The sequence below is a fragment of the Acinetobacter sp. 24-47-47 genome (assembly GCF_057737035.1).
The window spans coordinates 1,652,289-1,674,735 of record NZ_CM173216.1 but is presented as its reverse complement, the minus strand read 5'-3'; the positions used below and the strand labels follow the sequence as shown (position 1 = coordinate 1,674,735).

25 protein-coding genes and 1 rRNA gene are annotated in these 22,447 nt (G+C 37.2%); 14 read left to right on the top strand and 12 right to left on the bottom strand.

Features of this window, described 5'->3' with window-relative positions; all coding sequences use genetic code 11:
• The first annotated feature begins 152 nt into the window (after positions 1 to 152).
• Positions 153 to 267, top strand: a 5S ribosomal RNA gene (gene rrf / locus AC1M9E_RS07880).
• 553 nt (positions 268 to 820) lie between these two features.
• Complete coding sequence (locus AC1M9E_RS07875) at positions 821 to 2,173, top strand: MFS transporter (RefSeq protein ID WP_481592274.1); 1,353 nt, start codon at positions 821 to 823, stop codon at positions 2,171 to 2,173.
• A gap of 26 nt (positions 2,174 to 2,199) precedes the next feature.
• Here the strand turns inward: AC1M9E_RS07875 and AC1M9E_RS07870 are convergent, their stop codons facing one another.
• Positions 2,200 to 2,685, bottom strand: coding sequence for a lytic transglycosylase domain-containing protein (locus tag AC1M9E_RS07870; RefSeq protein WP_488224661.1), 486 nt, complete (start codon positions 2,683 to 2,685; stop codon positions 2,200 to 2,202).
• Positions 2,686 to 2,954: 269 nt separating this feature from the next.
• On the opposite strand from AC1M9E_RS07870, the gene ybaK reads away from it, so the two are divergent.
• Positions 2,955 to 3,425, top strand: a complete 471-nt coding sequence (gene ybaK / locus AC1M9E_RS07865; RefSeq protein WP_481592275.1) for a Cys-tRNA(Pro) deacylase — start codon at positions 2,955 to 2,957, stop codon at positions 3,423 to 3,425.
• A gap of 10 nt (positions 3,426 to 3,435) precedes the next feature.
• On the opposite strand, the gene ppk1 is transcribed toward ybaK, so the two are convergent.
• The 6 genes from ppk1 to AC1M9E_RS07835 all read right to left on the bottom strand — a co-directional run bounded on the left by ppk1 (position 3,436) and on the right by AC1M9E_RS07835 (position 9,753).
• The gene (ppk1, locus tag AC1M9E_RS07860; RefSeq protein WP_488224660.1) at positions 3,436 to 5,502 is read right to left on the bottom strand and encodes a polyphosphate kinase 1; all 2,067 of its coding nucleotides are present in this window, start codon (positions 5,500 to 5,502) and stop codon (positions 3,436 to 3,438) included.
• A gap of 177 nt (positions 5,503 to 5,679) precedes the next feature.
• The gene (locus tag AC1M9E_RS07855; RefSeq protein ID WP_179999803.1) at positions 5,680 to 6,771 is read right to left on the bottom strand and encodes a porin; all 1,092 of its coding nucleotides are present in this window, start codon (positions 6,769 to 6,771) and stop codon (positions 5,680 to 5,682) included.
• A 219-nt stretch (positions 6,772 to 6,990) separates the two neighbouring features.
• Positions 6,991 to 7,404, bottom strand: coding sequence for an HIT family protein (locus tag AC1M9E_RS07850; protein WP_481587969.1), 414 nt, complete (start codon positions 7,402 to 7,404; stop codon positions 6,991 to 6,993).
• 29 nt (positions 7,405 to 7,433) lie between these two features.
• Positions 7,434 to 7,700 carry a YARHG domain-containing protein gene (locus AC1M9E_RS07845; RefSeq protein WP_481592277.1) on the bottom strand — a complete coding sequence of 89 codons (267 nt, stop codon included), beginning with the start codon at positions 7,698 to 7,700 and terminating at the stop codon, positions 7,434 to 7,436.
• A gap of 83 nt (positions 7,701 to 7,783) precedes the next feature.
• Positions 7,784 to 8,653 (bottom strand): NAD(P)-dependent oxidoreductase, encoded by an 870-nt coding sequence (locus AC1M9E_RS07840; protein WP_488224659.1) that lies wholly within the window; start codon positions 8,651 to 8,653, stop codon positions 7,784 to 7,786.
• A gap of 5 nt (positions 8,654 to 8,658) precedes the next feature.
• Entirely contained in the window at positions 8,659 to 9,753 is a 1,095-nt protein-coding gene (locus tag AC1M9E_RS07835; protein ID WP_481954882.1) for an alpha/beta fold hydrolase, read from the bottom strand.
• A gap of 141 nt (positions 9,754 to 9,894) precedes the next feature.
• Here AC1M9E_RS07835 and AC1M9E_RS07830 point away from each other — a divergent pair, with 141 nt between their 5' ends.
• From AC1M9E_RS07830 to trpB, 9 genes are all read left to right on the top strand, one after another.
• A complete protein-coding gene (locus AC1M9E_RS07830) occupies positions 9,895 to 11,082 on the top strand; it encodes an O-succinylhomoserine sulfhydrylase (protein WP_481614308.1) in 1,188 nt (395 codons plus the stop codon).
• Between the two features lie 24 nt (positions 11,083 to 11,106).
• Positions 11,107 to 11,436 (top strand): YbaB/EbfC family nucleoid-associated protein, encoded by a 330-nt coding sequence (locus tag AC1M9E_RS07825; RefSeq protein ID WP_035266548.1) that lies wholly within the window; start codon positions 11,107 to 11,109, stop codon positions 11,434 to 11,436.
• 12 nt (positions 11,437 to 11,448) lie between these two features.
• Positions 11,449 to 12,045, top strand: coding sequence for a recombination mediator RecR (recR, locus tag AC1M9E_RS07820; protein WP_481608184.1), 597 nt, complete (start codon positions 11,449 to 11,451; stop codon positions 12,043 to 12,045).
• Between the two features lie 209 nt (positions 12,046 to 12,254).
• Positions 12,255 to 13,397, top strand: coding sequence for a ribonuclease D (locus AC1M9E_RS07815; protein ID WP_035266550.1), 1,143 nt, complete (start codon positions 12,255 to 12,257; stop codon positions 13,395 to 13,397).
• Positions 13,398 to 13,526: 129 nt separating this feature from the next.
• Positions 13,527 to 13,832, top strand: coding sequence for a YcgL domain-containing protein (locus AC1M9E_RS07810; protein WP_035266558.1), 306 nt, complete (start codon positions 13,527 to 13,529; stop codon positions 13,830 to 13,832).
• Between the two features lie 34 nt (positions 13,833 to 13,866).
• Positions 13,867 to 14,238: a hypothetical protein gene (locus tag AC1M9E_RS07805; RefSeq protein WP_481589528.1), complete on the top strand. Its 372-nt coding sequence runs from the start codon at positions 13,867 to 13,869 to the stop codon at positions 14,236 to 14,238.
• A gap of 29 nt (positions 14,239 to 14,267) precedes the next feature.
• Positions 14,268 to 15,119 (top strand): AAA family ATPase, encoded by an 852-nt coding sequence (locus AC1M9E_RS07800; RefSeq protein WP_092768445.1) that lies wholly within the window; start codon positions 14,268 to 14,270, stop codon positions 15,117 to 15,119.
• Positions 15,120 to 15,127: 8 nt separating this feature from the next.
• Positions 15,128 to 16,315 carry a vWA domain-containing protein gene (locus tag AC1M9E_RS07795; protein ID WP_481608185.1) on the top strand — a complete coding sequence of 396 codons (1,188 nt, stop codon included), beginning with the start codon at positions 15,128 to 15,130 and terminating at the stop codon, positions 16,313 to 16,315.
• Between the two features lie 35 nt (positions 16,316 to 16,350).
• Positions 16,351 to 17,559: a tryptophan synthase subunit beta gene (gene trpB, locus AC1M9E_RS07790; protein WP_481595205.1), complete on the top strand. Its 1,209-nt coding sequence runs from the start codon at positions 16,351 to 16,353 to the stop codon at positions 17,557 to 17,559.
• Between the two features lie 35 nt (positions 17,560 to 17,594).
• Here the strand turns inward: trpB and AC1M9E_RS07785 are convergent, their stop codons facing one another.
• The 4 genes from AC1M9E_RS07785 to AC1M9E_RS07770 all read right to left on the bottom strand — a co-directional run bounded on the left by AC1M9E_RS07785 (position 17,595) and on the right by AC1M9E_RS07770 (position 19,927).
• Positions 17,595 to 18,476, bottom strand: coding sequence for a hypothetical protein (locus AC1M9E_RS07785; RefSeq protein ID WP_488224658.1), 882 nt, complete (start codon positions 18,474 to 18,476; stop codon positions 17,595 to 17,597).
• A 174-nt stretch (positions 18,477 to 18,650) separates the two neighbouring features.
• A complete protein-coding gene (locus tag AC1M9E_RS07780) occupies positions 18,651 to 19,082 on the bottom strand; it encodes a CBS domain-containing protein (RefSeq protein WP_035266567.1) in 432 nt (143 codons plus the stop codon).
• A gap of 87 nt (positions 19,083 to 19,169) precedes the next feature.
• A complete protein-coding gene (locus AC1M9E_RS07775) occupies positions 19,170 to 19,553 on the bottom strand; it encodes a DUF2750 domain-containing protein (RefSeq protein WP_481608187.1) in 384 nt (127 codons plus the stop codon).
• Positions 19,554 to 19,693: 140 nt separating this feature from the next.
• Complete coding sequence (locus tag AC1M9E_RS07770) at positions 19,694 to 19,927, bottom strand: SEL1-like repeat protein (RefSeq protein ID WP_035266572.1); 234 nt, start codon at positions 19,925 to 19,927, stop codon at positions 19,694 to 19,696.
• A gap of 225 nt (positions 19,928 to 20,152) precedes the next feature.
• Between AC1M9E_RS07770 and AC1M9E_RS07765 the strand changes: the two genes are divergently transcribed.
• Positions 20,153 to 20,512 (top strand): hypothetical protein, encoded by a 360-nt coding sequence (locus tag AC1M9E_RS07765; RefSeq protein ID WP_481587962.1) that lies wholly within the window; start codon positions 20,153 to 20,155, stop codon positions 20,510 to 20,512.
• Between the two features lie 106 nt (positions 20,513 to 20,618).
• Positions 20,619 to 20,939 carry a hypothetical protein gene (locus AC1M9E_RS07760; RefSeq protein WP_180028944.1) on the top strand — a complete coding sequence of 107 codons (321 nt, stop codon included), beginning with the start codon at positions 20,619 to 20,621 and terminating at the stop codon, positions 20,937 to 20,939.
• Here the strand turns inward: AC1M9E_RS07760 and AC1M9E_RS07755 are convergent.
• On the bottom strand, positions 20,936 to 22,447 hold the full coding sequence (locus tag AC1M9E_RS07755) for a M16 family metallopeptidase (protein ID WP_481608188.1): 1,512 nt from the start codon (positions 22,445 to 22,447) through the stop codon (positions 20,936 to 20,938). The two genes, AC1M9E_RS07760 and AC1M9E_RS07755, sit on opposite strands and share 4 nt — an antisense overlap.

Here is a 22,447-nt window from a genome sequence, read left to right as displayed (position 1 = left end):
TCAAATCATGACAAATAACTTGATTTAGTTAGATAAAACGCTAAACTGCACAAACTAAAGCAACTCAAATAGCTGTTAATAACTTCTTTGACCAAGCAAAGGCACGCAAACAATATATGCGAATAAGACCCAAGCAAAGTCACAACAGTTGTGCTGGCGACAATAGCAAGAGTGAACCACCTGATCCCTTCCCGAACTCAGAAGTGAAACCTCTTAGCGCTGATGGTAGTGTGGGGTTACCCATGTGAGAGTAAGTCATCGCCAGCTCATTATTCTAAACACCCCCTTCAATACAAGGGGGTGTTTTTTTATGCAGTAAAGAATGAATTTGAAAATAATTAAATCCTTTTAACTTAAATAAGAAGCTCCATTCAGTTAATTTATGCTAAACAATAAATGCCTTAGTGATAAGGCTAATATCATAAAAACAACCCAACTAATTAGTTGAAAAGCTAAATAATAAACAATAATGAATGGTTCAAAAAATGAATGATTTACAATGAAATTTTTATTTACAAAGAGCATCAAAGTTGACTATTAAATAAAATGCCAATCCTAATTTGCAGATTGAGTATTAAAAATCAAGATTTCAGCCGAAAGGTTATATAAGAATTCATTCTTAGTAACTAAGAATAAATATAAAACTCTTAAAACTTGAATTTTCATGATTTTTTATGCCAATTGAATTATTAATCAATCTATTAAATGAATAGTCCACTAGAAAGTTGTATAGACAAAAATCCTAATTTATTGCATTTATATAAAATATGAATCTAGGTTCATTATTTTAAAAATACTCACAATTGGAGGTGAGATAAAAATGACAGCGCAGACAATGAATGTGAATGCTGTAATTGATAATGCAAAATTTAAACCCTTTCATTTATCAATCGTATTATGGTGTTTATTTATCGTAATTTTTGACGGTTATGATTTAGCAATTAATGGCGTAACGTTGCCACTTCTTATGCAAGAGTGGGGTATGACTTCTGTCCAAGCTGGGTTATTAGCGAGCACAGCGCTAGCGGGAATGATGTTTGGTGCGATGCTTTTTGGTATGTTGGCAGATAAAATTGGTCGAAAAAAAGTTATTTTAATTTGTGTAACCTTGTTCAGTGGTTTTACTTTTTTAGGAGGATTCGCAAGTAATCCAACAGAATTTGGAATTTTAAGATTTATTGCTGGACTTGGTATAGGCGGTGTTTTGCCAAATTTAGTAACTTTAACTTCTGAATATGCACCACAAAAATTGAGAAGTACCTTAGTTACGATTATGTTTAGTGGCTATGCAGTTGGCGGAATTATGGCGGCTTTATTGGGTGTAAAATTTACACCTGAATTTGGTTGGCAGATTATGTTCTTTATTGCAGGAATTCCATTATTAGTATTACCGTTTATATGGAAGTATATGCCTGAATCACTAACATTTTTAGTGAAACAAAAAAATTATGAACCTGCCTCAGGAATTATTAATAAGATCAACGCAGATTTAAATGTTAATTCTACAACTCATTTGGTTCTAAACGAAATTAAACTACCTGATGCATCGGTTAAATCTCTTTTTACTGATAATAGAGCGACAACGACGTTGTTATTTTGGTGCTGCTTTTTTATGTGTCTTTTAATGACATACGCATTAGGAAGTTGGTTACCAAAGTTAATGATGGCTGCAGGTTATTCTTTAGGAAGTAGTTTAACGTTTTTACTTTCATTAAATATTGGCGCTGTCATCGGTACTATTGGTGGTGGAATTCTAGCAGACAAATTTCATCTCAAACCTGTAGTGATTTCGATGTTTGTAATTGGAGCTTTTGCTTTATTTGGATTAAGTTTCAATTCGCCGCCAATGGTTATTTATCTACTTGTGGCATTGGCTGGTGCAGCATCAATTGGTACAAGTATTTTAATATATAGCTATGTAGCGCAATCTTATCCAATTGCTGTACGTTCAACTGGGATTGGTTGGGCTTCAGCAGTAGGGCGTATAGGTGCAATTGTCGGCCCCATTGTCATTGGTATTCTTTTAGGAATGGAATTGCCGCACAAATGGAATTTCATTGCCGTTGCTATACCAGCAGTAATTGGTGCAATAGCCGTATTATGTATTAAAAGGTCAAAAGTGATTGAAACAGTTCCTGAAAAAATAAAAATCGCATCTTCAATTACACAGTAGAATAAAAGCCTCATAAGAGGCTTTTTTTATAAATGTGATTTTAAAATTTTTTGATGCTCTTTAACCTGTTTGGCATAACGTTTACCTTGTTTTTTCATTTTTCGATTTGTGTTGTATCCAGTAGGTCCAACGTTGTAATAGGCCAGTGCTTTTTTCCAGCTACCAGCAGATTGATTATATTTTGATAGGATAAAAGTCCCACATTGTATATTAATATTTTCTTGAAAAAGGTCACCTGGACAAGATTGTAGCCAATATCTAGGGATAATTTGGGTAAGACCTACAGCACCTGCTGGTGATACTGCATAATTTCGATAACTCGATTCTTGTCGAATAAGTGCGGCCATTAACAGGGGGTCGACATCAAATTGTTGCGCACTTTGCACAATTAGTGGTGAAACCCTATTTGCGGTGTCTGGGTGTACAGAGTATGCCTTTTGAATACCTGTTGAAAGTTTTGCGGCGCGTTTTTGTACTGAACCACCACCTAAAGATGAGCAACCAACAAACACGATACACGATGATAGAACTAAACTATATTTAAGGAAAGTAAAGGATGGGGGAGGTGATTGTAAACGTTGTAAAAAAAGCAAAATAGTAACCGTGCAAATTCAATTTGCAAAAATCATAAGTAAGCTGGTGATTGGGGTCAAGCCCTAGATAAATTGGAGTGTTGCAGTTTTGCAATATATTGATGAGTAAGATAAATAGATCAGAAAAAATTTAAAATTGATTCAAAATTTTCTTATAATAATGCCATTATTAAATGCCTGAAATCATCATGACGCCAGCTTGTAAATTTTTGAAAAACAAAAAGATAGATTATTCTGTTCATGAATATGAGCATGATCCTAATGCTGAAAGTTTTGGTTTAGAAGCAGCTCAAAAATTGGGTTTATCTGTACATGAAGTTTTTAAGACACTTCTAGTGACAGATGATGTCAATTATTTTGTGACAATTTTACCAGTGGACCATCAACTTAATTTAAAAAAGGCGGCGAATGCTTTCAGTTGTAAAAAACTTAAAATGGCTGATCCGAAAGTGGCTGAGCGTCTGACCGGTTACTTAGTGGGTGGGATTAGTCCAATTGCTCAAAAAAAGCGACTTAAGACAGTCATTCACCAATCGGCAAGTTCTCTTAAAAAGGTGTACGTGAGTGGTGGCAAACGAGGGCTAGATATCGGATTAGATCCTCAATCATTGGCCCAAGTATTAGATGCTCAATTTAAGGACATTGTGGATCACACTTAATGTTTGATCACTACATTTGACGTAGATTGGTTAGATATTCTTGAGCGATAAAAATTTCTTGATCATCAGTTGGGCATACCTTGTTCCATTGATGTTCTTGATCTAATTCCCAAGCACGTTGATTATCGTTCAGATAATTCAGTAGACCATCTTTAATAATCGTTTTCTTTAACTTTCTATCTTCAATCGGGAAACAAGTTTCTACTCTTGAAAATAAATTACGTCCCATCCAGTCTGCACTTGAACAATATAATTTTTCATTGCCCCGATCTAGAAAATAGTAGACCCGTGTGTGTTCTAAAAAACGTCCTACAATGGATCTGACGCGGATATTTTCTGATAACTGTGGTACTTGAGGTCTTAATGAACAGATGGAACGAATGATCAGATCGATTTGAACACCTGCATTTGACGCTTGATAAAGTGCCGCGATTAATTGTGGTTCAGTTAAAGCGTTAACTTTGATAATAATATGCGCTTTATGACCAGACTTAGCATGGTGGATTTCATTGGCAATGAGTTTTAAAAGCTGTTCATGCAAGGTAAAAGGTGCATGGAACAGCTTTTTAGGCTTTGCCATTTTTCCCATACCTGTCAATTCTTGAAAGATTTTATGGACATCTTCACAAATGTCATCATCAGTGGTCAGAAGACCGTAATCGGTATACATTTTTGCATTACCAGCATGATAATTGCCAGTTCCCAAATGAACATACCGTTTCAGATGATCTGCTTCTCTACGAACAACCAGAATCATTTTAGCGTGAGTTTTATAGCCCACGATGCCATACACAACAACAGCTCCAGCTTCTTGCAGGAGGTTGGCGACCATGATATTGGATTCTTCATCGAATCTAGCACGTAATTCAATAATCGCAGTAACTTCTTTACCATTTCGTGCTGCTTCTGCTAAGACCTGAACGATCTCTGAATCTGGTCCGCTGCGATAAAGAGTTTGCTTAATTGCCAAGACATTAGGGTCTTTTGCAGACTCTTTTAACAGGTTGATGACGGGTGAAAATGAGTCAAAAGGATGATGTAAAAGGACATCACGTTGTTTTAATACATCAAATATACTTTTTGATTGTCTCAATATCTTCGGTATTACGGGTTGATAGGGTTTAAACTTCAAATCTGGACAATCAAAATCTGAAAATAATCGAGCTAAATTTACAGGACCTTGAACACGATAGAGTTGTGAAGGTTCTAAAGAAAATTGATCAAGTAGATATTGGTTAATCGTTTCTGGGCAATTGTGATCAATTTCAAGTCGAACTTCACGTCCAAATCTTCGCGAAGAAAGTTCATCTTTAAGAGCAACTGCCAGATCGTCTACATCGTCAGCTAAATTTAAGTCAGCATTGCGTGTAACACGGAATTGGTAGCATCCTGTCGCCTTCATTCCTGGAAATAAGTCATTGATATGTTGTTGTAGAATAGCCGACAACAGGATGTAATGTTGCTTACCTTCGCATAAGTCATCAGGAATTTTGACCGCTCTTGGTAAAGTTCTCGGTGCAGGTACGATCGCAAGCTCAATCTGACGACCAAAAGCATCTTTACCTTCAAGTGTGACAATAAAATTAAGGCTCTTATTGACTAAACGGGGAAAAGGATGGGCAGGGTCTAAACTGATGGGCGTGATTACTGGTTGAATAAATTTACTGAAGTAGTTTTGAATCCATTCCGTATATTTATCTAAAATTCCATGATATTGGATAAATTCGATACCATAAGATTTAAGTTGAGGAATTAGCTCGTTATTAAGTATCTGATATTGTTCTTGAACCGCATGATGCGTTGTTTTAGATATTTGTTCTAAAATAATTTCATTGGGAATAGCATCAGGCGCAGTAGTTATTTGATTTAATTCGATCTGTTTTAAAAGTCCAGCAACGCGTATTTCAAAAAACTCATCTAAATTCCGAGAAAAGATGATTAAAAAATTTAGTCGCTCTAATAAGGGATGGTGAGGGTCTTTAGCTTGAGCTAAAACTCGTTTATGGAATTCTAATAATGAAAGTTCGCGATTAATGTAAGTGTCTGAATTGTGTTGAAAGTTTTCAAAAGAGTGCATAGTACCAATTATTGCTTTATAAGCCGTCAGGAAAGACCTTGCAGCGATGGTACGTTTGATGTGTGACAGTAATATTACATTGATTGGTATATATTCGATAAATATATATAATTGGATTTATTTTATTTTAATCAAAAAAGCACACAATAAGTGTGCTTTTTTTAACTCAATTAGGGCTTAGAAATCGTAACGGAAACCTAAAGATAAACCTAAAGCATCCTCACCTTTGAAACCCTTCACATTATTTGTACGTGCTTGTTCCCACGGTGTAAGGCTTGAGTTTTTGTCATTAAGCACAGTTGCGACGTTACCGTAAACACGAACTGCTTTATCAAGACGATGTTCAAGTCCTAAAGCAATGAGTGTTGCGTTCGCATCTTTAGCATCTACATCACGGTGCATCACTTGACCACGGATATATGTTTTTGGTGCAAATTTATAATCAGCTGCAACACCAATGACTTGTGCATCAGGATTTTTTACGTCATTGTCATGAGTCATATATTGATATAAACCACCAATATTTAGCTCAGGTGTGATTTTATAAGCACCAGCTAAACGGAAGCCATCACGTTCGCCGCGAGTCGCATCTTCTTCATAGTGTTCATAAGCAGCTGCGAAATCAACAGGACCTTCTTTATAGGTCAATGCAAGATCGTAAGCTTTATTCTTTTTAGAGTCGCCTTTCTTTTGAATAACTTCACCAGTATCTTCATCTACAATTGTTTCAGTGAAGCCTGGAGAATTGCTTTCGTGCAATGAAAGTGCTGCTAATACATTGAACCCATTTCCGAATTTTGGTGATTTATATTCGATGGTATTTTCATTACGCTCATCAAAACGTAAGTCACCAGCACGTGTTACATTACGTAAATCACCTACTTGATCGCCGAAAAAGTTAACTGGACCACGTGCTATTTTAAAAGGGCTATCAAAACGACCGACACGAGTTTGACCGAAATTACCTTTTAAACCAACAAATGTATCACGTGTTGCAAAATCAACACCTGAATTTTGTCCACCACTAGCAAAGTTGATTTCTTGTTCAATTTGACCAAAAACGGTCATATCGTTTTCTAGTTTTTGTTCAACTTTAAAGCCTAGACGAGATGAGTTAGATGATAGACCTACTTCATTATAATCTTTACCATCATCAAGGTAATCTAATGAAACATGTGCGCGACCATAAATTTTAACGTCAGCTGCCATTGCGATTGCTGGTGTAATTAGTGTTGCCCCAACTGCTAATGCACAAAGTGTTTTTTTCATTTCTAGCTCCAGTAAAGACTGATTTATTGTCCTAATAATCATGATCAGTAGTTTTTTTGTAACTACTGTTCTCTATTGGTGCTAAGTATTCATTACAAATAAGTCAGTAATATTAAGAATTTATTTCATTATCATGAAAATGGATAGAAACAAGCTGTAGTAATTAAAAAGAATAAAAACAAAAAAGGAGCCAAAGCTCCTTAATTCTATAAGCATCTGTTATAAAGCAGCTTTAATCTTCTCAGCCAAAGCCTTGATACGTTCTTGATCACCCATTTGTGCTGCGTGTTTCCCCAGTTCATGGATTGAACTTGGAATAAGATGAAAGTGTACGTGAGGCACGGTTTGCCCAGCTGCAGCACCAGATAGCTGCATCAACACTATACCTTTTGCATCTAGTGCTTTTTCAATCGCTTTTGCAATTTTTTGAACGATTTGAATCGTGTATGCTGCAGTGTTTGGGTCCAAGTCGAGTAAAGTTACGGCAGGTGATTTAGGGATGACTAAAGTATGACCATCTGCTTGAGGCATAATGTCCATAAATGCAAGAACTTGCTCATCCTCATACACTTTAATTGCAGGAAGTTCACCACGTAGAATTCTTGCAAAAATATTTTGATCATCGTAAGCCATAACTATTCCCAGAATGTAATTAGATTGAATTATTTACAGTTCAATTCTTTCTGACGTTGCTTAATGGAGTCAAGCTTTTGTTGCTCTTTTTCTGAGAACTTAGGTTTAGTTGTATTGCAATTTTCATTGCCGAACTTTGCCTTAGTATCTGGATCTTTAAAACAGAAGCCTTTTGATGCATAGATGATGTTGTAATCATCTTTAAGTTTTTCACACTCTTTTGTAGTGTCGGCAAAAGCATTGACCCCAGCTGAAATAGATACAGCAGTAATTAAACCTAATAAAAACTTATTCATGAGTATCCTCATTTAGAAATGGACATTTGAAATTGTCACATTTCAATTATATGGGCTTTATATGTGAATTCAATGGCGAAAATTTATTCTAAGGTAATTTTGCTCCATGATTCGTACATTTTAACTGCTGTCGAAAAATCACTATTAGGTTCAGCTATTGCATTAGCAGCACCAATTAGACTTTGAGTAAGCGTAATGACAGGTGCGGATAATTTTGCTTGATGAATGAGGTCTACTGCGATACCAGTGTCTTTGCTCAGTAACGGTAAGGCAAAAGTATTTGGAAAACTTCGATTTAATACCCGTTGAGGCAATACATTTTCAGTCACACCACTTTTACCACTTGAAGCATTGATGCACTCTAATGCTTCATTTAAATCCACACCATGTGCTTTAAGTGCAGTAAAACCTTCAGCAGCGGCACATAAGTGAACAGCCAAGAGCATGTTGTTCACTGCTTTCACAGCAAAACCAGATCCTGAGTCTCCTACATGCTTAATCAGTTTACCCATGGCTTGCATTGCTGGTAATGCAGCTTCAAAAGCCGCTTTTTCACCACCAACCATGAAGGTTAAAGTCGCATTTTCAGCACCAATAGTTTGTCCGCTAACCGGCGCATCTAGAAAAAATACACCTTTTGATTTTAAAAAAGCTTGTTGTGCTTTAGCTGCATCAGGCACGCCACTGGTACAGTCTACCCAAATTGATCCAGATTTAATGTCGACTTGATGAATGATCTCATTGACTTGCTGACTCGTTGGTAAGCAACTAAAAATGATATCAGCTTGGGCAGCTTCTTGAAGTGATACAGCTTGTGTTTGATATTCAGTTGCATGTTGTTTGGCTTTCTCGAAATTTCGATTCCATACCAAAACTGATTCATAGTGTTTGGGTAAATGAGCTGCCATACGGTAACCCATTGCGCCTAATCCAATAAATGCAACTGTCGTCATTTTCTTTACTCTATTTGTGTTGAACGCTCTGCTAACCAGTGAGCAAGTTCAGGCCAAAATTGATCGGCACTTTTTTGACTCGACATTAAACCTAAATGCCCACCAGGAATAAGAGTAAACGTGACATCACGACTATTTGTCAATTCAGTCAATGGTCTAACAGCATCAGCTGTGACCATTTGATCGCTTGAACCCGCGCCAATCATAAGAGAGCAGTCTATATTTTTTAATTCGATTTTCTTATCTTGAAGTTCGATATAACCATTTTTTAGCGGATTTCTTAACCAGACATTGAATAACATATCTTGGTTTACCCCAGCAGGATAATCAATCATATGATTGAGGAAATAACCTAAAGTGGCATGTTCATGCAAAAGTTTTTTATCATCAAGATTCAGTAATAATTGTTTGTGACCTTCATACCAACCTTTTGGATCTAAAATTTTAAATCCAATTGCATTTAAAATACCTGGGGAGTGAATGAGGCGCTTAGGAATACGACCGTTATAAACTTTATGTTTGAGTAGACGAGTTCTTTCAAGATAGCGATTCATCTTAGCATATAGCTTTCCGATATTGCCTGAAGCAAAGCTATCAATTGGACTACCTAAAACGATTAGATTTTTTACATGGTTCGGCTGTCTGAGCGCTGTGTACAACAGAACAAATATTCCCGCCATACTCCAGCCATGTAAAGAAATTTGATCACATTTAGCGTGTGTACGAATTTGATCGATACAATTCGGGATTGCATCATCAATAAAACCTAAAAAGTTGAGATCGCGATCTTTATAGCTAAAGTGTCCCCAATCCAACAAATACACGTCAAAACCTTGCTCTGTATAATATTTGATAAGAGAACGGTATGGATAAAGATCATAAATATCCATCTTGATCGCTAAAGGCGCGACAAAGACCAATGGCTCAACATATTTTTTATTTTCAGATGCGTAATATCGAATTTTACTCGATTTATGAGTACCTATCACTTCATACGGCGTTGCTTGAGATAAAACCAAAGATTTACCGTAAAAAATGCGTGTCCCTAAATTTTTTAACTTGCTTTGTTTAGAACGCCAGTTAGTTTTTAAATGTTCCATGAAGGTTGAAGATCTCATAAGCATGTGATTTGAACGAAGTCTAAGCGATATTTATATATTTTACCTTGACCTTAAATGCTTTGGGCGCTCAAAATGTTGGCAATTATTCACAAAGGCAGTTTTTAGGACTGATTTAGAGCAATGAGCCAGCAAGACGACATTGAATACCAACTTGATACATTAGCACTTCGTACAGGTCATACGCGCAGTTTTGAAGGTGAGCATGCTGAACCGATGTTTCTAACTTCTTCATTTGTATATGCAAATGCAGCAGAAGCAGCAGCTAAATTCTCTGGGAAAGAGCCCGGTAATATTTATTCTCGCTTTACAAACCCAACAGTCGCAATGTTTGAAAAAAGATTGGCTGCAATGGAAGGTGCTGAACGTGCAGTGGCAACAAGTACGGGTATGGCTGCGATCATGGCGGTGGCGATGTCATTCTTAAAGGCTGGTGATCATATTGTATGTTCTCGCGCAGTCTTTGGTTCAACCGTGGCCTTATTTGAAAAATACATTTCTAAGTTTGGTGTGACTGTCAATTTTGTTGATTTAACAGATTTAGATGCTTGGAAAGCTGCGATCAAACCAGAAACTAAACTACTATTTGTAGAATCTCCGTCAAATCCATTATCGGAAATTGCTGATATTCGCGCATTAGCAGATATCGCGCATGAAAATGATGCTTTACTCGCAATTGATAATAGTTTCTGTACGCCAGTGCTACAACAACCATTAAAATTGGGCGCGGATCTAGTTGTCTATTCAGCGACAAAATATCTAGATGGTCAAGGTCGTGCGTTGGGTGGTGCTGTCGTAGGTAATCATCAATTACTTGAAGAAGTTTTTGGCTACGTTCGTACAACTGGGCCTTCTATGAGTCCGTTCAATGCTTGGGTTTTCCTAAAAGGTTTGGAAACGCTTCGTCTACGTATGAAGGCTCATTCTGAAAGTGCACAAAAGATTGCTGAGTGGCTTCATCAGCACGATAAAATCGAGAAAGTATTCTTTGCTGGCTTAACGGATCATGTAGGTCATGATTTGGCTAAACAGCAACAAAAAGGTTTTGGTGGTATCGTTTCATTCGTGGTAAAAGGTGGGCGAGAAGCTGCTTGGAAAGTGATTGATCACACTCAATTTATTTCTATTACTGGGAATCTTGGGGATGCAAAATCAACGATTACTCATCCTGCAACGACTACTCATGGTAAATTGTCTGATGAAGCGAAGGCTGCAGCTGGCATTGCAGAAGGTTTAATTCGTCTTTCAGTAGGTTTGGAAGACGTTGATGATATTATTGCAGACATTCAACGTGGTCTTGATTTAGTCTAATTTAAATTTGTTCGGAGTATACAAATGAACATTAACATGCTTATGCAACAAGCACAGCGCATGCAAAAGGAAGTAGAGTCCAATATCAAGAAAGCGAAAGAAGAGCTTGCACAGAAAGAAGTGCATGCTGAAGCTGGTGGTGGTTTGGTAAAAGTGACAATGACTTGCCGTAATGTGGTAAAACGCATTGAAATCAATCCAGAATTACTTCAAGACGATCCAGATATGATTGAGGATTTGATTGCAGCTGCTATGAATGATGCTGCACGCCAAGCCGAAGCGATTTCAGAAGAAACAATGAAGTCTGCAAATAGTGGTATGGGATTACCTCCTGGCTTGTCAGGTTTATTTTAAGGATATTGCCGAGTGTTCAGCGAACGGTTTGACCAACTCGTCCAAGCACTGCGAATTTTACCAAGCGTTGGGCCTAAGTCGGCTCAGCGCATGGCGTTGCATTTGATCATGAAGAATAAGCAAGGTGCTTTGGAATTATCTGAAGCACTTAGCGATGCCGCTGATCATATCCATGAATGTTCAATTTGCCACTCATTGACTGAGAATGAGGTGTGTGACATTTGTCTGTCGCAAGACCGAGATGATACCTTGCTCTGTGTGGTTGAATCTCCTGCAGACGTGATGGCAATTGAGCAAAGTGGAAGTTTCAGAGGCAAATATCATGTATTGGGGGGGCATTTATCTCCTTTAGATGGTATAGGGCCTGAAGAGGTTGGCATACCTGCATTAGTTCAACGCTTAGCTGAAGGTCAGGTAGCAGAGGTTATTCTCGCTACCAATGCAACGGTTGAAGGACAGGCTACGGCACATTATTTGGTAGAAGCTACACGTCATTTGAATATCAAAATGACACGTATTGCTCAAGGTGTACCACAAGGGGGTGAGCTTGAGTATGTCGATAGTCACACCTTAAGCCAAGCAGTTCATAATCGTATGCAAATGAAATAAGCACAAATTGTGCTTATTTTTTTGATTAGAGAAATATCACTTTTCGGAATAGTTTTTTAGTCAAAAAAAATATTAAATTTTTCATGTTTTATAACTATTTACAGTGTATACATAGATTTGCTTGACGCTTTAATTGAAAATTTATATTTAAAATTGATAATTTAAGCTAAAATACATCTCGATACCAATCTAGCACATTGTTTTTTATGATGTTTCAATTTATCCAAGAGCAAAAAGAACTCGAGCATGTTTTGACACTAATGAGTCAACAAGATGTTTATGGTTTAGATACTGAATTTATCAAAGTTGATACACTATGGCCAAAATTGGGTGTCTTGCAAATCAATGTCGCAGATCAGGTGTTTTTATTAGACGGTACACGTCTAGATTTTTCGAGTTTCTGGCCTAAAGTTTTTGCTGCAAAGCAAAATATTTTCCATGCTTGTGGTGAAGATATTGATCTGATTTACCATTATTCAAAAGGCAATCATCTTAATAATGTATTTGATACTCAGGTGGCTTTGTCTTTTCTCGGACACGGATTACAGGTCAGTTATCAAAATGCTCTCAAAGAAATTTTAAATATAGAAATTGATAAAGATCAAACACGTTCAGATTGGCTTGCACGTCCTTTAACTGAAGAGCAAAAAGCATACGCAGCGAATGATGTCTTATATATTATGAATTTAGCCGATGCGCTAAAAAATGAATTAGAGAAAAAAGGGCATTATCAGTATGTACTAGAGGATTGTAAGAGCCTTACGCTTGAGATTGCGACAGAAACGCCGAAAGAGAAACTATACGAAGATGTCGGAAATTATAGACACTCTCGAAAGCAGTTAATGCAGCTACAATTGCTCAGTGTTTGGCGTGAAGAAATGGTGAAGGCTTTAAATCAGCCTCGAAGTTTTATTCTGAAAAATGCCACTATGATTGATTTGGTGGAAAAAAATCCAAAAAATACATTTCAATTATCCCAAGTTAAAAATATTCGTCCGAATGTGGTTCGTGAGCACGGTAAAACGATTTTGGATATTATTGCGTTGCTGCCCCCAATGGAAGAATGGCCATTACGAATTGCTCGACCAATTAAACATTCATCTAAAGATATTACCCATGATGTTGATAACATGATTGGTAATCTTGCAGAAGAGTTGGTGATCCCCAAAGAAGTGTTAATGCGAAAAAAATGGCTCGGGGCTTTATATCAGCATGTGGTTTTTCATGGCGATGAACAAGACTTACCTCAATATTTACTCGGTTGGCGTTATGATTTACTGACGAAGCCATTAATTGAGTTGCTTCATAAAGATGCACAATATTTGAGTATGCAAATGAAAGTCAATGAATGACTTCTCTCAAAATTTGATTAAAGAATTACCAGTCATCCTAAACTAGACTGATGCGTTAACAAACGCTAATGTTTCGCCGTTTTTTTTGATGTATGCTTTGCTTTGAGTTTAAAAGGTGTTGTTTGAATCATGTGGTGTGAAATCTACAAATCTAGTAAGAAAGACGAAATGTATATTTACGTTGCGCGTCCTGAACAAGCGGAAAACCAAGAAGCTGTTGATCCGTTATCAGTATTATCTGATGCAATGAAAAATGCATTTGGCCGAGCGACATTTGTGATGTCACTGGAATTACATGCAGAACGCAAATTAGCGCGTGCAAATGTTTTACATGTGATGGATTCAATTCAGACGAAAGGATTCTTTTTACAATTGCCGCCTGAAGGATTGATCAATCCTAATGCTGTAGAGCCAGAGGGACTACGCGGTGCGTGATAATCAAGTTGGAGGATGGGATCAGTTTGTTTCAATGTTGGATTCAATTCCAGAATATAACATTGCAATTACCGTCTATATTCTCGGAACTTTGATTATTCTGTGGTGTTGGTACGGCATAGCGAAACGCCTACCTTCACCTTTAGGTGGAGTGACTTGGATTTTTGTGTTTGCTATTTTGGCAACACCAACGATTTCTGAAGGTCCTAATTCCGCCTTAGCACCTGCAACTTTTGGTTTGATCTTTGGGGTATTAACAAAAGATTCACCTTTGATCTGGTCTAATTTCTCATTGATTGCCTTTGTTATTGCTTTAGGGTTATTGGCAGGTTATTTCTGGACTAAGTACGCTTCTAAACAAAAGAATCTGAGACACACATCGTCAGTGAAGACACCACCACTTTAATTATCCAAATAAAAAAATAAGGTTTCATTATGTCTGTTGATGCACATCAATTTACGGGTACAGATCAATATATCGCCACAGATAGTCTCAAGCTTGCTGTGAAGGCCGCTCGAGCGTTGCAAAAGCCTCTTTTAGTGAAGGGTGAGCCAGGTACAGGTAAAACATTATTGGCTGAACAAGTTGCTGATAGCCTGGGTTTAAAACTGATTACTTGGCATATCAAATCAACGACGAAGGCTCAACAAGGTCTTTATGAATACGATGCCGTTTCAAGATTACGCGATAGTCAATTGGGTGATGAGCGTGTTTATGATATTAAAAACTATATTAAACCAGGTAAATTGTGGGAAGCATTTACCTCTGAAGAACGTTGCGTTTTATTAATTGATGAGATTGATAAAGCAGATATCGAGTTCCCAAATGATTTGCTTCATGAACTAGACAAAATGTCATTCTTTGTTTATGAAACTGGTGAAACAATTACTGCAACACAGCGTCCAATTGTGATCATCACTTCAAATAATGAAAAAGAACTTCCTGATGCTTTTTTACGCCGTTGTTTCTTTCATTATATTGAATTCCCAGATGAACAGACCATGCGTGAAATTATTGCAGTTCATTTTCCAAGAATTTCAACGACATTGGTCAGTGAGGCACTTCAGGTCTTCTTTAAGCTTCGCCAAATACCTGGTCTTAAGAAGCCACCTTCAACTTCTGAATTAATTGATTGGTTAAGCTTATTGATGGCTGATGATATGCCTGAAGATATTTTAAGAAACCATGATAAGTCAAAAGCAATTCCACCGCTGTATGGTGCGCTCATCAAAAATGAGCAAGATGTGCAGCTACTTGAGCGCCTCGCATTTATGACTCGTCGATAGGTAATACTATGTTCGTAAGACTGTTTTACACCTTGCGAAAATACGGAATCCCCGTAACGACGCGCGAGCTGATTGATTTAAATCAAGCAATTAGTCTAGGTTTGGTTTTTGCAGATCAAGATGATTTTTATCAGCTTGTGAAGACAGTCATGGTCAAGGATGAGCGTTACTTCGATAAGTATGATCGTGCTATGAAGGATTATTTTCAGGGCATTCAAACCTTTGATGTAGATGATTTACTCAGTAAAGTTAATCAACTTCCTAAAGAATGGTTTGATTTAGAACTCCTTGAAAAACACTTAACGCCAGAGCAACGTGAAGCACTAAAAAGAGCAGGTTCTTTAGAAGAGCTCATGAAAATGCTGGAAGAGCGTTTGCGTGAGCAACATAAAAAACACCAAGGTGGTAATCGTATGATTGGCACTGGTGGCACTTCACCGTTTGGAGCTTTTGGTGATCACCCAGAGGGGGTGAGAATTGGAGGGCCGGGACGTAAAAAATCTGCGGTAAAAGTGTGGGAACAACGTAAATACCAAAATCTTGATGATGATCAAATTTTGGGAACACGTCATATGCAAATGGCGTTGCGTCGTCTGAGAAAATTTGCGCGTCAAGGTGCTGAAGAAGAGCTTGATATAGATCAAACGATTCGCGAAACGGCTAAGCAGGGAATTCTTGATGTACAGATGGTGCCAGAGCGTCGTAATCGAATTAAAGTTTTGATGTTGTTCGATGTAGGCGGTTCTATGGATGCCTATATTGCACAATGTGAAAAACTGTTTAGTGCAGCCAAAACAGAATTTAAGACTTTAGAATATTTCTATTTCCATAACTGTCTTTATGATTACGTGTGGAAAGACAATCATCGCCGTACTTCGACAAAAATGAATACCTTAGATTTATTTAATACCTATGGTAAAGATTATCGAGTGATTGTTGTTGGTGATGCAAGTATGGCGCCATACGAATTAAAATCTGCTGGTGGTTCTGTCGAATACATGAATGAAGAGTCGGGTGAAATTTGGTTGCGTCGTTTGCGCCAGCATTATGAAAAGACGGCTTGGTTGAATCCTGAAACTGAGAATTACTGGCATTACACTCAAACGATAGGAATGATCAAAGAATTATTTGAAGATCATATGTATCCAATGACTTTAAAAGGCATTGAAGATATGACTAAATTTCTCTCGCGCTAACTTTTTTAAATTATATTCATCTAAAGGATCTTGATATGAGCTATCAAATCAATGGTGTGGCATTGCCAAATGAAGAAGGTTTTTTTGGTGAATATGGTGGTCAATTCATTCCACCTCATTTAAAAGCAGCAATGGATCAAATCAATGTTGCTTATGAAGAAATTCGTAAAACACCTGAATTTCAAAATGAGCTTTCAGAGCTGTTTGCGCATTATGTAGGTCGTCCAAGTCCTTTATTTCATGCCAAACGACTTTCAGAACAATTGGGCGGTGCTCAAATTTATCTGAAGCGTGAAGATTTGAACCATACAGGTGCGCATAAAATTAACCATTGTTTGGGTGAAGCTTTACTTGCTAAATACATGGGCAAGAAAAAAGTCATTGCTGAAACTGGGGCAGGTCAACATGGTGTCGCATTAGCCACCGCTTGTGCCTTGGTTGGTATCCCGTGTGAAATTCATATGGGTCAAGTTGATATTGAAAAAGAACATCCAAATGTCGTGAAAATGAAAATTTTGGGTGCGAATCTAATTTCAGTCACTCGTGGAACAGCAACATTAAAAGATGCTGTTGATAGTGCTTTCGAAGAGTATTTGAAAGACCCTGATAGCTTTATTTATGCCATCGGATCAGTCGTTGGTCCACATCCATTTCCTAAAATGGTGCGTGATTTCCAAGCAATTATCGGTGATGAAATTAAAGTTCAATCACAAGACAGATTTAACAAATATCCTGATTATATTGTTGCTTGTGTTGGCGGTGGCTCAAATGCAATGGGAGCATTCAGTGCATTCCTTAATGATGGTAGTGTGAAATTGATTGGTGTTGAACCAGCAGGACATGGTTTAGATACTGATCAACATTCGGCAACACTAACTTTAGGTAAACCAAGTCAACTTCATGGTATGGCGTGTTATGTACTGGAAGATGAAAATGGCGAGCCATTACCTGTGCATTCAATTGCTTCTGGATTAGATTATCCTGGTGTGGGGCCTCAACACAGTTTCTTAAAAGATATTGGTCGTGTTGAGTACTCAACAGCAACTGATGAAGAATGTCTGAATGCATTCATGACTCTATCTCGAGTTGAAGGGATTGTGCCTGCATTAGAAAGTTCACATGCTGTTGCTTGGGCGATACGCGAAGCTCCACAATTGTCCAAAGATACCATTGTTGTGGTGAATTTATCAGGTCGAGGTGATAAAGACTCGGACTATGTGGCAGAAAAATTAGGTTTAAATTAACACATAAAAAAACCAGCTTAGGCTGGTTTTTTTAATTACATTTCTGGTGGTTCTTCATTCAAAGGCGTAAGAATATTTTCAAAGGAGGAAATTTCAATAGGAATGAGCGGAGTTTCAATTGAAAGATCTTGAGCAAGTGTTTCAGTCGCTTGTTGAGCTTGTTGAGCTTGTTGAGCTTGTTGAGCTTGAACCATGGTTTTCATAATTTCATCAGCTGGTGCACTTAGTTCGTGTGCTTTTTTGCTGTCATATTTGGTGGCAAGTTCTTTTAAAATTGCGTAAGACAAATAACTCGTAAATGCTGGATTCTCAGATTTAACCTTGGATGGAAGTAGAGAAACGCAAGCGGCATGAAATAAACCATGTTGTACGTATGTTGCATTGAATGCAGGATCTTTAGCTTTATCAGGATCACCTAAATAACCAATTTTGAAGCCAATTTCAGATGCAGCACAGGCATTGGTTACTTCAGAAGAGGGATTGCGATAGTCAGCATTTTTTTTGAAATATAGCACTTCTGCGATCGACATCATTTCATCTTGAATTTCTTTGAGTCGGCCATCTAAGTTTGGGACTGCAAAATAATTTTTTAACTTAAATAGCGTTACAGTGCCTTCGAGCCATTTTTGGGGTTGTTCTGTATAATTCAAATTTGTATAACAGGCAGAAGTTTGCAGGGCGGCTTCAACAAATTCTTTGTTTTTTCTTGGATTTTTCATATCTTGATCAGCCCCTAAATATCCCATTTTGTAGGCTTTTTCATAGGTATTACATGCAGGCGTGATGAGTGTCTTTTTTTGATATGTTTTTGCTTTTTTTAGCAGCTCTATTTGATTCTTTATCGTTGGTTCAAGTTCAGATGCATAAGTGGAAGCAGTTACAAATAAAGCGGTGTAACAAAATAACTTTTTATACATCATCAGTCCTTAGGCAATAAATTCCATAATGTAATGACTTTACTGATGCTGTTTAAATAGTTCAATGACTCAATAAAAGAAAATCATTGTAAAAGATGACCAATTTCAATCTATTGTTCAAAATTGAGATCATGATTGAATTATCAAAAAAGCCCCCGAGATGGGAGCTTAGCTTTATCCTGAAATATACTGTTGAAGTTGTTCAATCAACACTTTTTGGTCTTCCATCGCGGCTTTAACTAAGTCACCAATAGATACAATTCCGACGAGTCTATCGTCTTCTAATACTGGCAGATGGCGAATATGACGTTCTGTCATTAAATCTAAACACTCATCTACGGTGTTGCTTTTACTTACAGATAAAACCGTACCAGTCATAATTTCTGAGACTGTAGTTAAGTCAGATGTACGTTGCATAAGTGCAATTTTACGCGTGTAATCCCGTTCAGATAAAATTCCAACAAGTCTTTCATCCTGTACGACAACAACGGCACCAATACCTTTTGTTGCCATTAGTGTGATTGCTTCTAAAACCGTAGCATCAGGTGTGATGGTAGAGATTTCTGAATTGTTTTTATTTTGTAGGACTTGAGCTACTGTTGTCATAAAGGTTCCTCTTGTTGGTTATTCGTCCATGTATAAGTTAATAACTGAAATCTTAAATCTTTACAATCGTTTTAGTGGAATTTTCTGCTAAATAGATGGGCTCAAATGATTTTGAAAAAATAGCATCTGCATGTGTGGAATAGTGAGCTTAAAGTGGCGATCTCGATGATTGCACAGGGCAGGTGTGACTTTTAGTCGCGTTAGGGTTGGGAGTAGTGAATTTTTAAAATCATCAGGCGTTATTTTTCGAGGCTGATAGTGCGGCCAGTGAATTTTTGCATAATGTAAAGCCTGCACTGAATTGAGCCAGAAGGGGAATATGTGTTCTTGATTGATTGATCGAATGGCCCAACCTTGATGTTCTGGATTGTACAGTCCCCACAGTACTCCACAATACATCATGGTTTTAAGGATATTAATTTTGAGTAAAAAATGCTTTGAATTTGGTTGCAACTGTACAAAGGTGTTCATGATCGTTCGATGATTCATTACCAATGATGATAAGTTCAGTCTAATGATTTTTTCTTAAAGTTTAGTTGCATTAATTTAAAGTTTGGTAAGCAAATATGTAAATAAAAGAGCTAAAAAAACGCCACTAATGTGACGTTTATTTATGCTTGCATTGTGGCCATGTTTTGCCAATACTGTGCTTTCAAAGAATCACGTTCTACACGGAAACCTTGAAGATAGAGTTCAGCTAGAAACATCGCTGCTTTACCATGACCCGCACGTGCTGCATTCTCAAGTTCTGAAACTGCGTCTGTAAAATTCATTTCAAATTGAATGGTATTTACAGCATTCGAATACATATGTTCGAGGTCTTGTTGAGAGAATTGTTTAATCATATAAAACTCCTTATTCTAATTATGATTAGTACTAAAGTTATAAAGACCTAAATTAGGTCAAAATGGAATATAACAAAGTAATATTAAACTAATATTACAATTTGCGTTAATTGTCAAATAAATTTCCAAGATAAATCTTTTAAAAAATACTTACATGATTAAACTTTAATCATTTTATATTGGGTTTATGATAAAACTGTAAATAACTATAAAGGAGAATGACTTATGACTAATACCATTGATGGTTTCACATTTGGCAATCCACCAGAGCCATCCGATATTATTGCGCTTGCACATCATCATAAAAAACAACTTGATGAAGCAATTTTTCATCAAGAAATCCATTTAGGTCACTACTGTTTAGAGCAGCGTAAACGTGTGCATGATTACACGCAGACGCTTGATCCTGCAGCGAAAGCTGAATTTTATCGCTACTATGATGGTGAATTAAAACGTATCGCCGTCATTGACGAAGAACACCCTGATGATGCTGAAGGTGGTTTAAGTGTTTTCACTATTTTTATCGTACTCGCGGTGATCGCTGCTATCTTATATTTTGGTGTTGTGCAGAATGTTGTCTCTTAAAGGTGAATAAGCGCCATTGTTAGCATAATGGTTCTTGTTAAATTCAACGTTAACACTATATTTTTAAAGCATCTCGGATTACACTTAAGCTAATCCGAGGTTGTACATGCTCCATTTAAAAAAAATTTCGTCTGATCTTTTCTCACAATTAAATATTGAGCAGATTCAAAATGCTTTCATCATAGGCATTGTACTTTTTATTCTTATTGTCTCTAGTATTGCACTGAATCGTCCAATTAATTCTGCCCACTTTGAACAAGTTCAAGCGCTCGCGGCTCAAAATCGTTTAGAGCGAACGCATGAAATGGCAACTTTGTTACTTGCAAAACCTAAGATTAAAAATATTGAATTTTATCGTTTGCTGAATGCTTATCATATCGAGAATGCTCATATAAAAATTTATCCAGCGATTGAGAAGTTGGATTAGTCTTCAATCTTATTCAGATTGAGCCCAAGATTTTGATTCAGTATTTCTTCGATCTCCTTGGCAGTGACACGTTCAGAGACAGCAATAACAGTCATTTGATCGGGGTGTAAATGTTTTTGTATTGCATTTTGAATATCTTGGCGAGTTAGTTTTCGAATCTGCTCCTGATACTCATTTAGATAATTGGAATTAAGTCCGTAAAAACCAATTGATGCGATTTGGGCATTAATATTTGCATTACTATTTAAGGTCATTGGAAAAGACCGAAGAATACTTTCTTTATTTTCTTTAAGCAATGATTCAGTAATAGGCTGTTTTTTGAAGTCAATGAATACTCGATGTGCGAGCTTTAAGCTTTCGAGCAATTGGTCTTGTTGTGTCGCATATCCAAAACTAAAAACGCCAGGTACCTGTGGTGTAGTCAGCGTACTCGATGCGCTATAGGTGAGTCCTCGTTTAACTCGTAACTCTTTTGATAAGATTGAATTAAAACTCCCACCACCAAACATTCTGTTGGCAACTTCCAAAGCGGCACGATCTGGATGTGCTCGTTCTAAAGATAAATGACCCAATAATGCATGTGCTTGTAGGCTTTCGCGTTTTAGTACTGAAATTTTAAAACCTGATTCACTGACGGGAGTTGGAAGGTCAGGCTGCCTTTGCCCTTGCGGTAAATTGATACTGATCAGTTCCGAGATCTGTTGAGCTTGATCTTGAGTGAGTTGTCCTGTGATTGCTATATTGGAATTTTGAGCGACAAGCAATCGATCTCTAAATTCTTTGAGTAATTCAGGCGTAATGTTTTTTAAACTACCGACTGTCCCAGCTGTTGGTTGAGCATATGGATGATCTCCATACAGCATACGGTACAGTTGTATTGACATTAGTCTAGATGGATTCTCTTGAAGTTGTTTTTGCCCAATTTGAGTATTACTGAGCGCGAGATTAATGCCTGATTGTTTAAAGGTGGCATGCTTGATTAAATGCAGTAGTAAGTTCAGTGCAGGGTCAAATTTTTCAGGATCATTTAACACTCTTAGTCGAACAACAAACATATCACGATAGGCGTTGAAAGAATATTTGGCGCCTAATCCCTCAAATGTGGTGGTAATCTGTTTGGCACTGAGCTGATCTGTTCCTTCAAGCATAAGGCGAGCTGCCATATTGGATATACCGTAAAGTCCTTTACCTATGACTTCATCTCGTGCAGATCCAGCATTAAATGTAATTTGAATGTCGACCATTGGCAGATCATTCGTTTCGACAAATAAGGTTCGTACATTTAAAGAGTTTTTAAGTTCTTGAACAAAAGGCGCTTTATAATTTTGGGAAGATTTTGTGATCTCTTTTAAGCTTAACAAGTTTTTAATCGAGCTTAGACCACTGGGATCTTCTTCGATGATCTGTTCAATTGGTTCCGCTTCTATAAGTTCCTCTGCATGCGACAGTGAACTCAAAATGGCACTAAACAACACACTCGTTAAAAATAGAGAAGACAAATAATTCAT

Coding starts and splice junctions, on each gene's coding strand:
- AC1M9E_RS07770 (WP_035266572.1), bottom strand. CDS start 19,927: ATGATTAAACAATTCTCTCAACAAGACCTCGAACATATGTATTCGAAT.
- trpB (WP_481595205.1), top strand. CDS start 16,351: ATGAGCTATCAAATCAATGGTGTGGCATTGCCAAATGAAGAAGGTTTT.
- AC1M9E_RS07850 (WP_481587969.1), bottom strand. CDS start 7,404: ATGGCTTACGATGATCAAAATATTTTTGCAAGAATTCTACGTGGTGAA.
- AC1M9E_RS07775 (WP_481608187.1), bottom strand. CDS start 19,553: ATGAACACCTTTGTACAGTTGCAACCAAATTCAAAGCATTTTTTACTC.
- AC1M9E_RS07815 (WP_035266550.1), top strand. CDS start 12,255: ATGTTTCAATTTATCCAAGAGCAAAAAGAACTCGAGCATGTTTTGACA.
- AC1M9E_RS07875 (WP_481592274.1), top strand. CDS start 821: ATGACAGCGCAGACAATGAATGTGAATGCTGTAATTGATAATGCAAAA.
- AC1M9E_RS07780 (WP_035266567.1), bottom strand. CDS start 19,082: ATGACAACAGTAGCTCAAGTCCTACAAAATAAAAACAATTCAGAAATC.
- AC1M9E_RS07835 (WP_481954882.1), bottom strand. CDS start 9,753: ATGGAACATTTAAAAACTAACTGGCGTTCTAAACAAAGCAAGTTAAAA.
- AC1M9E_RS07840 (WP_488224659.1), bottom strand. CDS start 8,653: ATGACGACAGTTGCATTTATTGGATTAGGCGCAATGGGTTACCGTATG.
- AC1M9E_RS07825 (WP_035266548.1), top strand. CDS start 11,107: ATGAACATTAACATGCTTATGCAACAAGCACAGCGCATGCAAAAGGAA.
- AC1M9E_RS07845 (WP_481592277.1), bottom strand. CDS start 7,700: ATGAATAAGTTTTTATTAGGTTTAATTACTGCTGTATCTATTTCAGCT.
- AC1M9E_RS07830 (WP_481614308.1), top strand. CDS start 9,895: ATGAGCCAGCAAGACGACATTGAATACCAACTTGATACATTAGCACTT.
- AC1M9E_RS07755 (WP_481608188.1), bottom strand. CDS start 22,447: ATGAATTATTTGTCTTCTCTATTTTTAACGAGTGTGTTGTTTAGTGCC.
- ppk1 (WP_488224660.1), bottom strand. CDS start 5,502: ATGCACTCTTTTGAAAACTTTCAACACAATTCAGACACTTACATTAAT.
- AC1M9E_RS07855 (WP_179999803.1), bottom strand. CDS start 6,771: ATGAAAAAAACACTTTGTGCATTAGCAGTTGGGGCAACACTAATTACA.
- ybaK (WP_481592275.1), top strand. CDS start 2,955: ATGACGCCAGCTTGTAAATTTTTGAAAAACAAAAAGATAGATTATTCT.
- AC1M9E_RS07785 (WP_488224658.1), bottom strand. CDS start 18,476: ATGTATAAAAAGTTATTTTGTTACACCGCTTTATTTGTAACTGCTTCC.
- AC1M9E_RS07765 (WP_481587962.1), top strand. CDS start 20,153: ATGACTAATACCATTGATGGTTTCACATTTGGCAATCCACCAGAGCCA.
- AC1M9E_RS07760 (WP_180028944.1), top strand. CDS start 20,619: ATGCTCCATTTAAAAAAAATTTCGTCTGATCTTTTCTCACAATTAAAT.
- AC1M9E_RS07810 (WP_035266558.1), top strand. CDS start 13,527: ATGTGGTGTGAAATCTACAAATCTAGTAAGAAAGACGAAATGTATATT.
- AC1M9E_RS07805 (WP_481589528.1), top strand. CDS start 13,867: ATGTTGGATTCAATTCCAGAATATAACATTGCAATTACCGTCTATATT.
- AC1M9E_RS07800 (WP_092768445.1), top strand. CDS start 14,268: ATGTCTGTTGATGCACATCAATTTACGGGTACAGATCAATATATCGCC.
- AC1M9E_RS07795 (WP_481608185.1), top strand. CDS start 15,128: ATGTTCGTAAGACTGTTTTACACCTTGCGAAAATACGGAATCCCCGTA.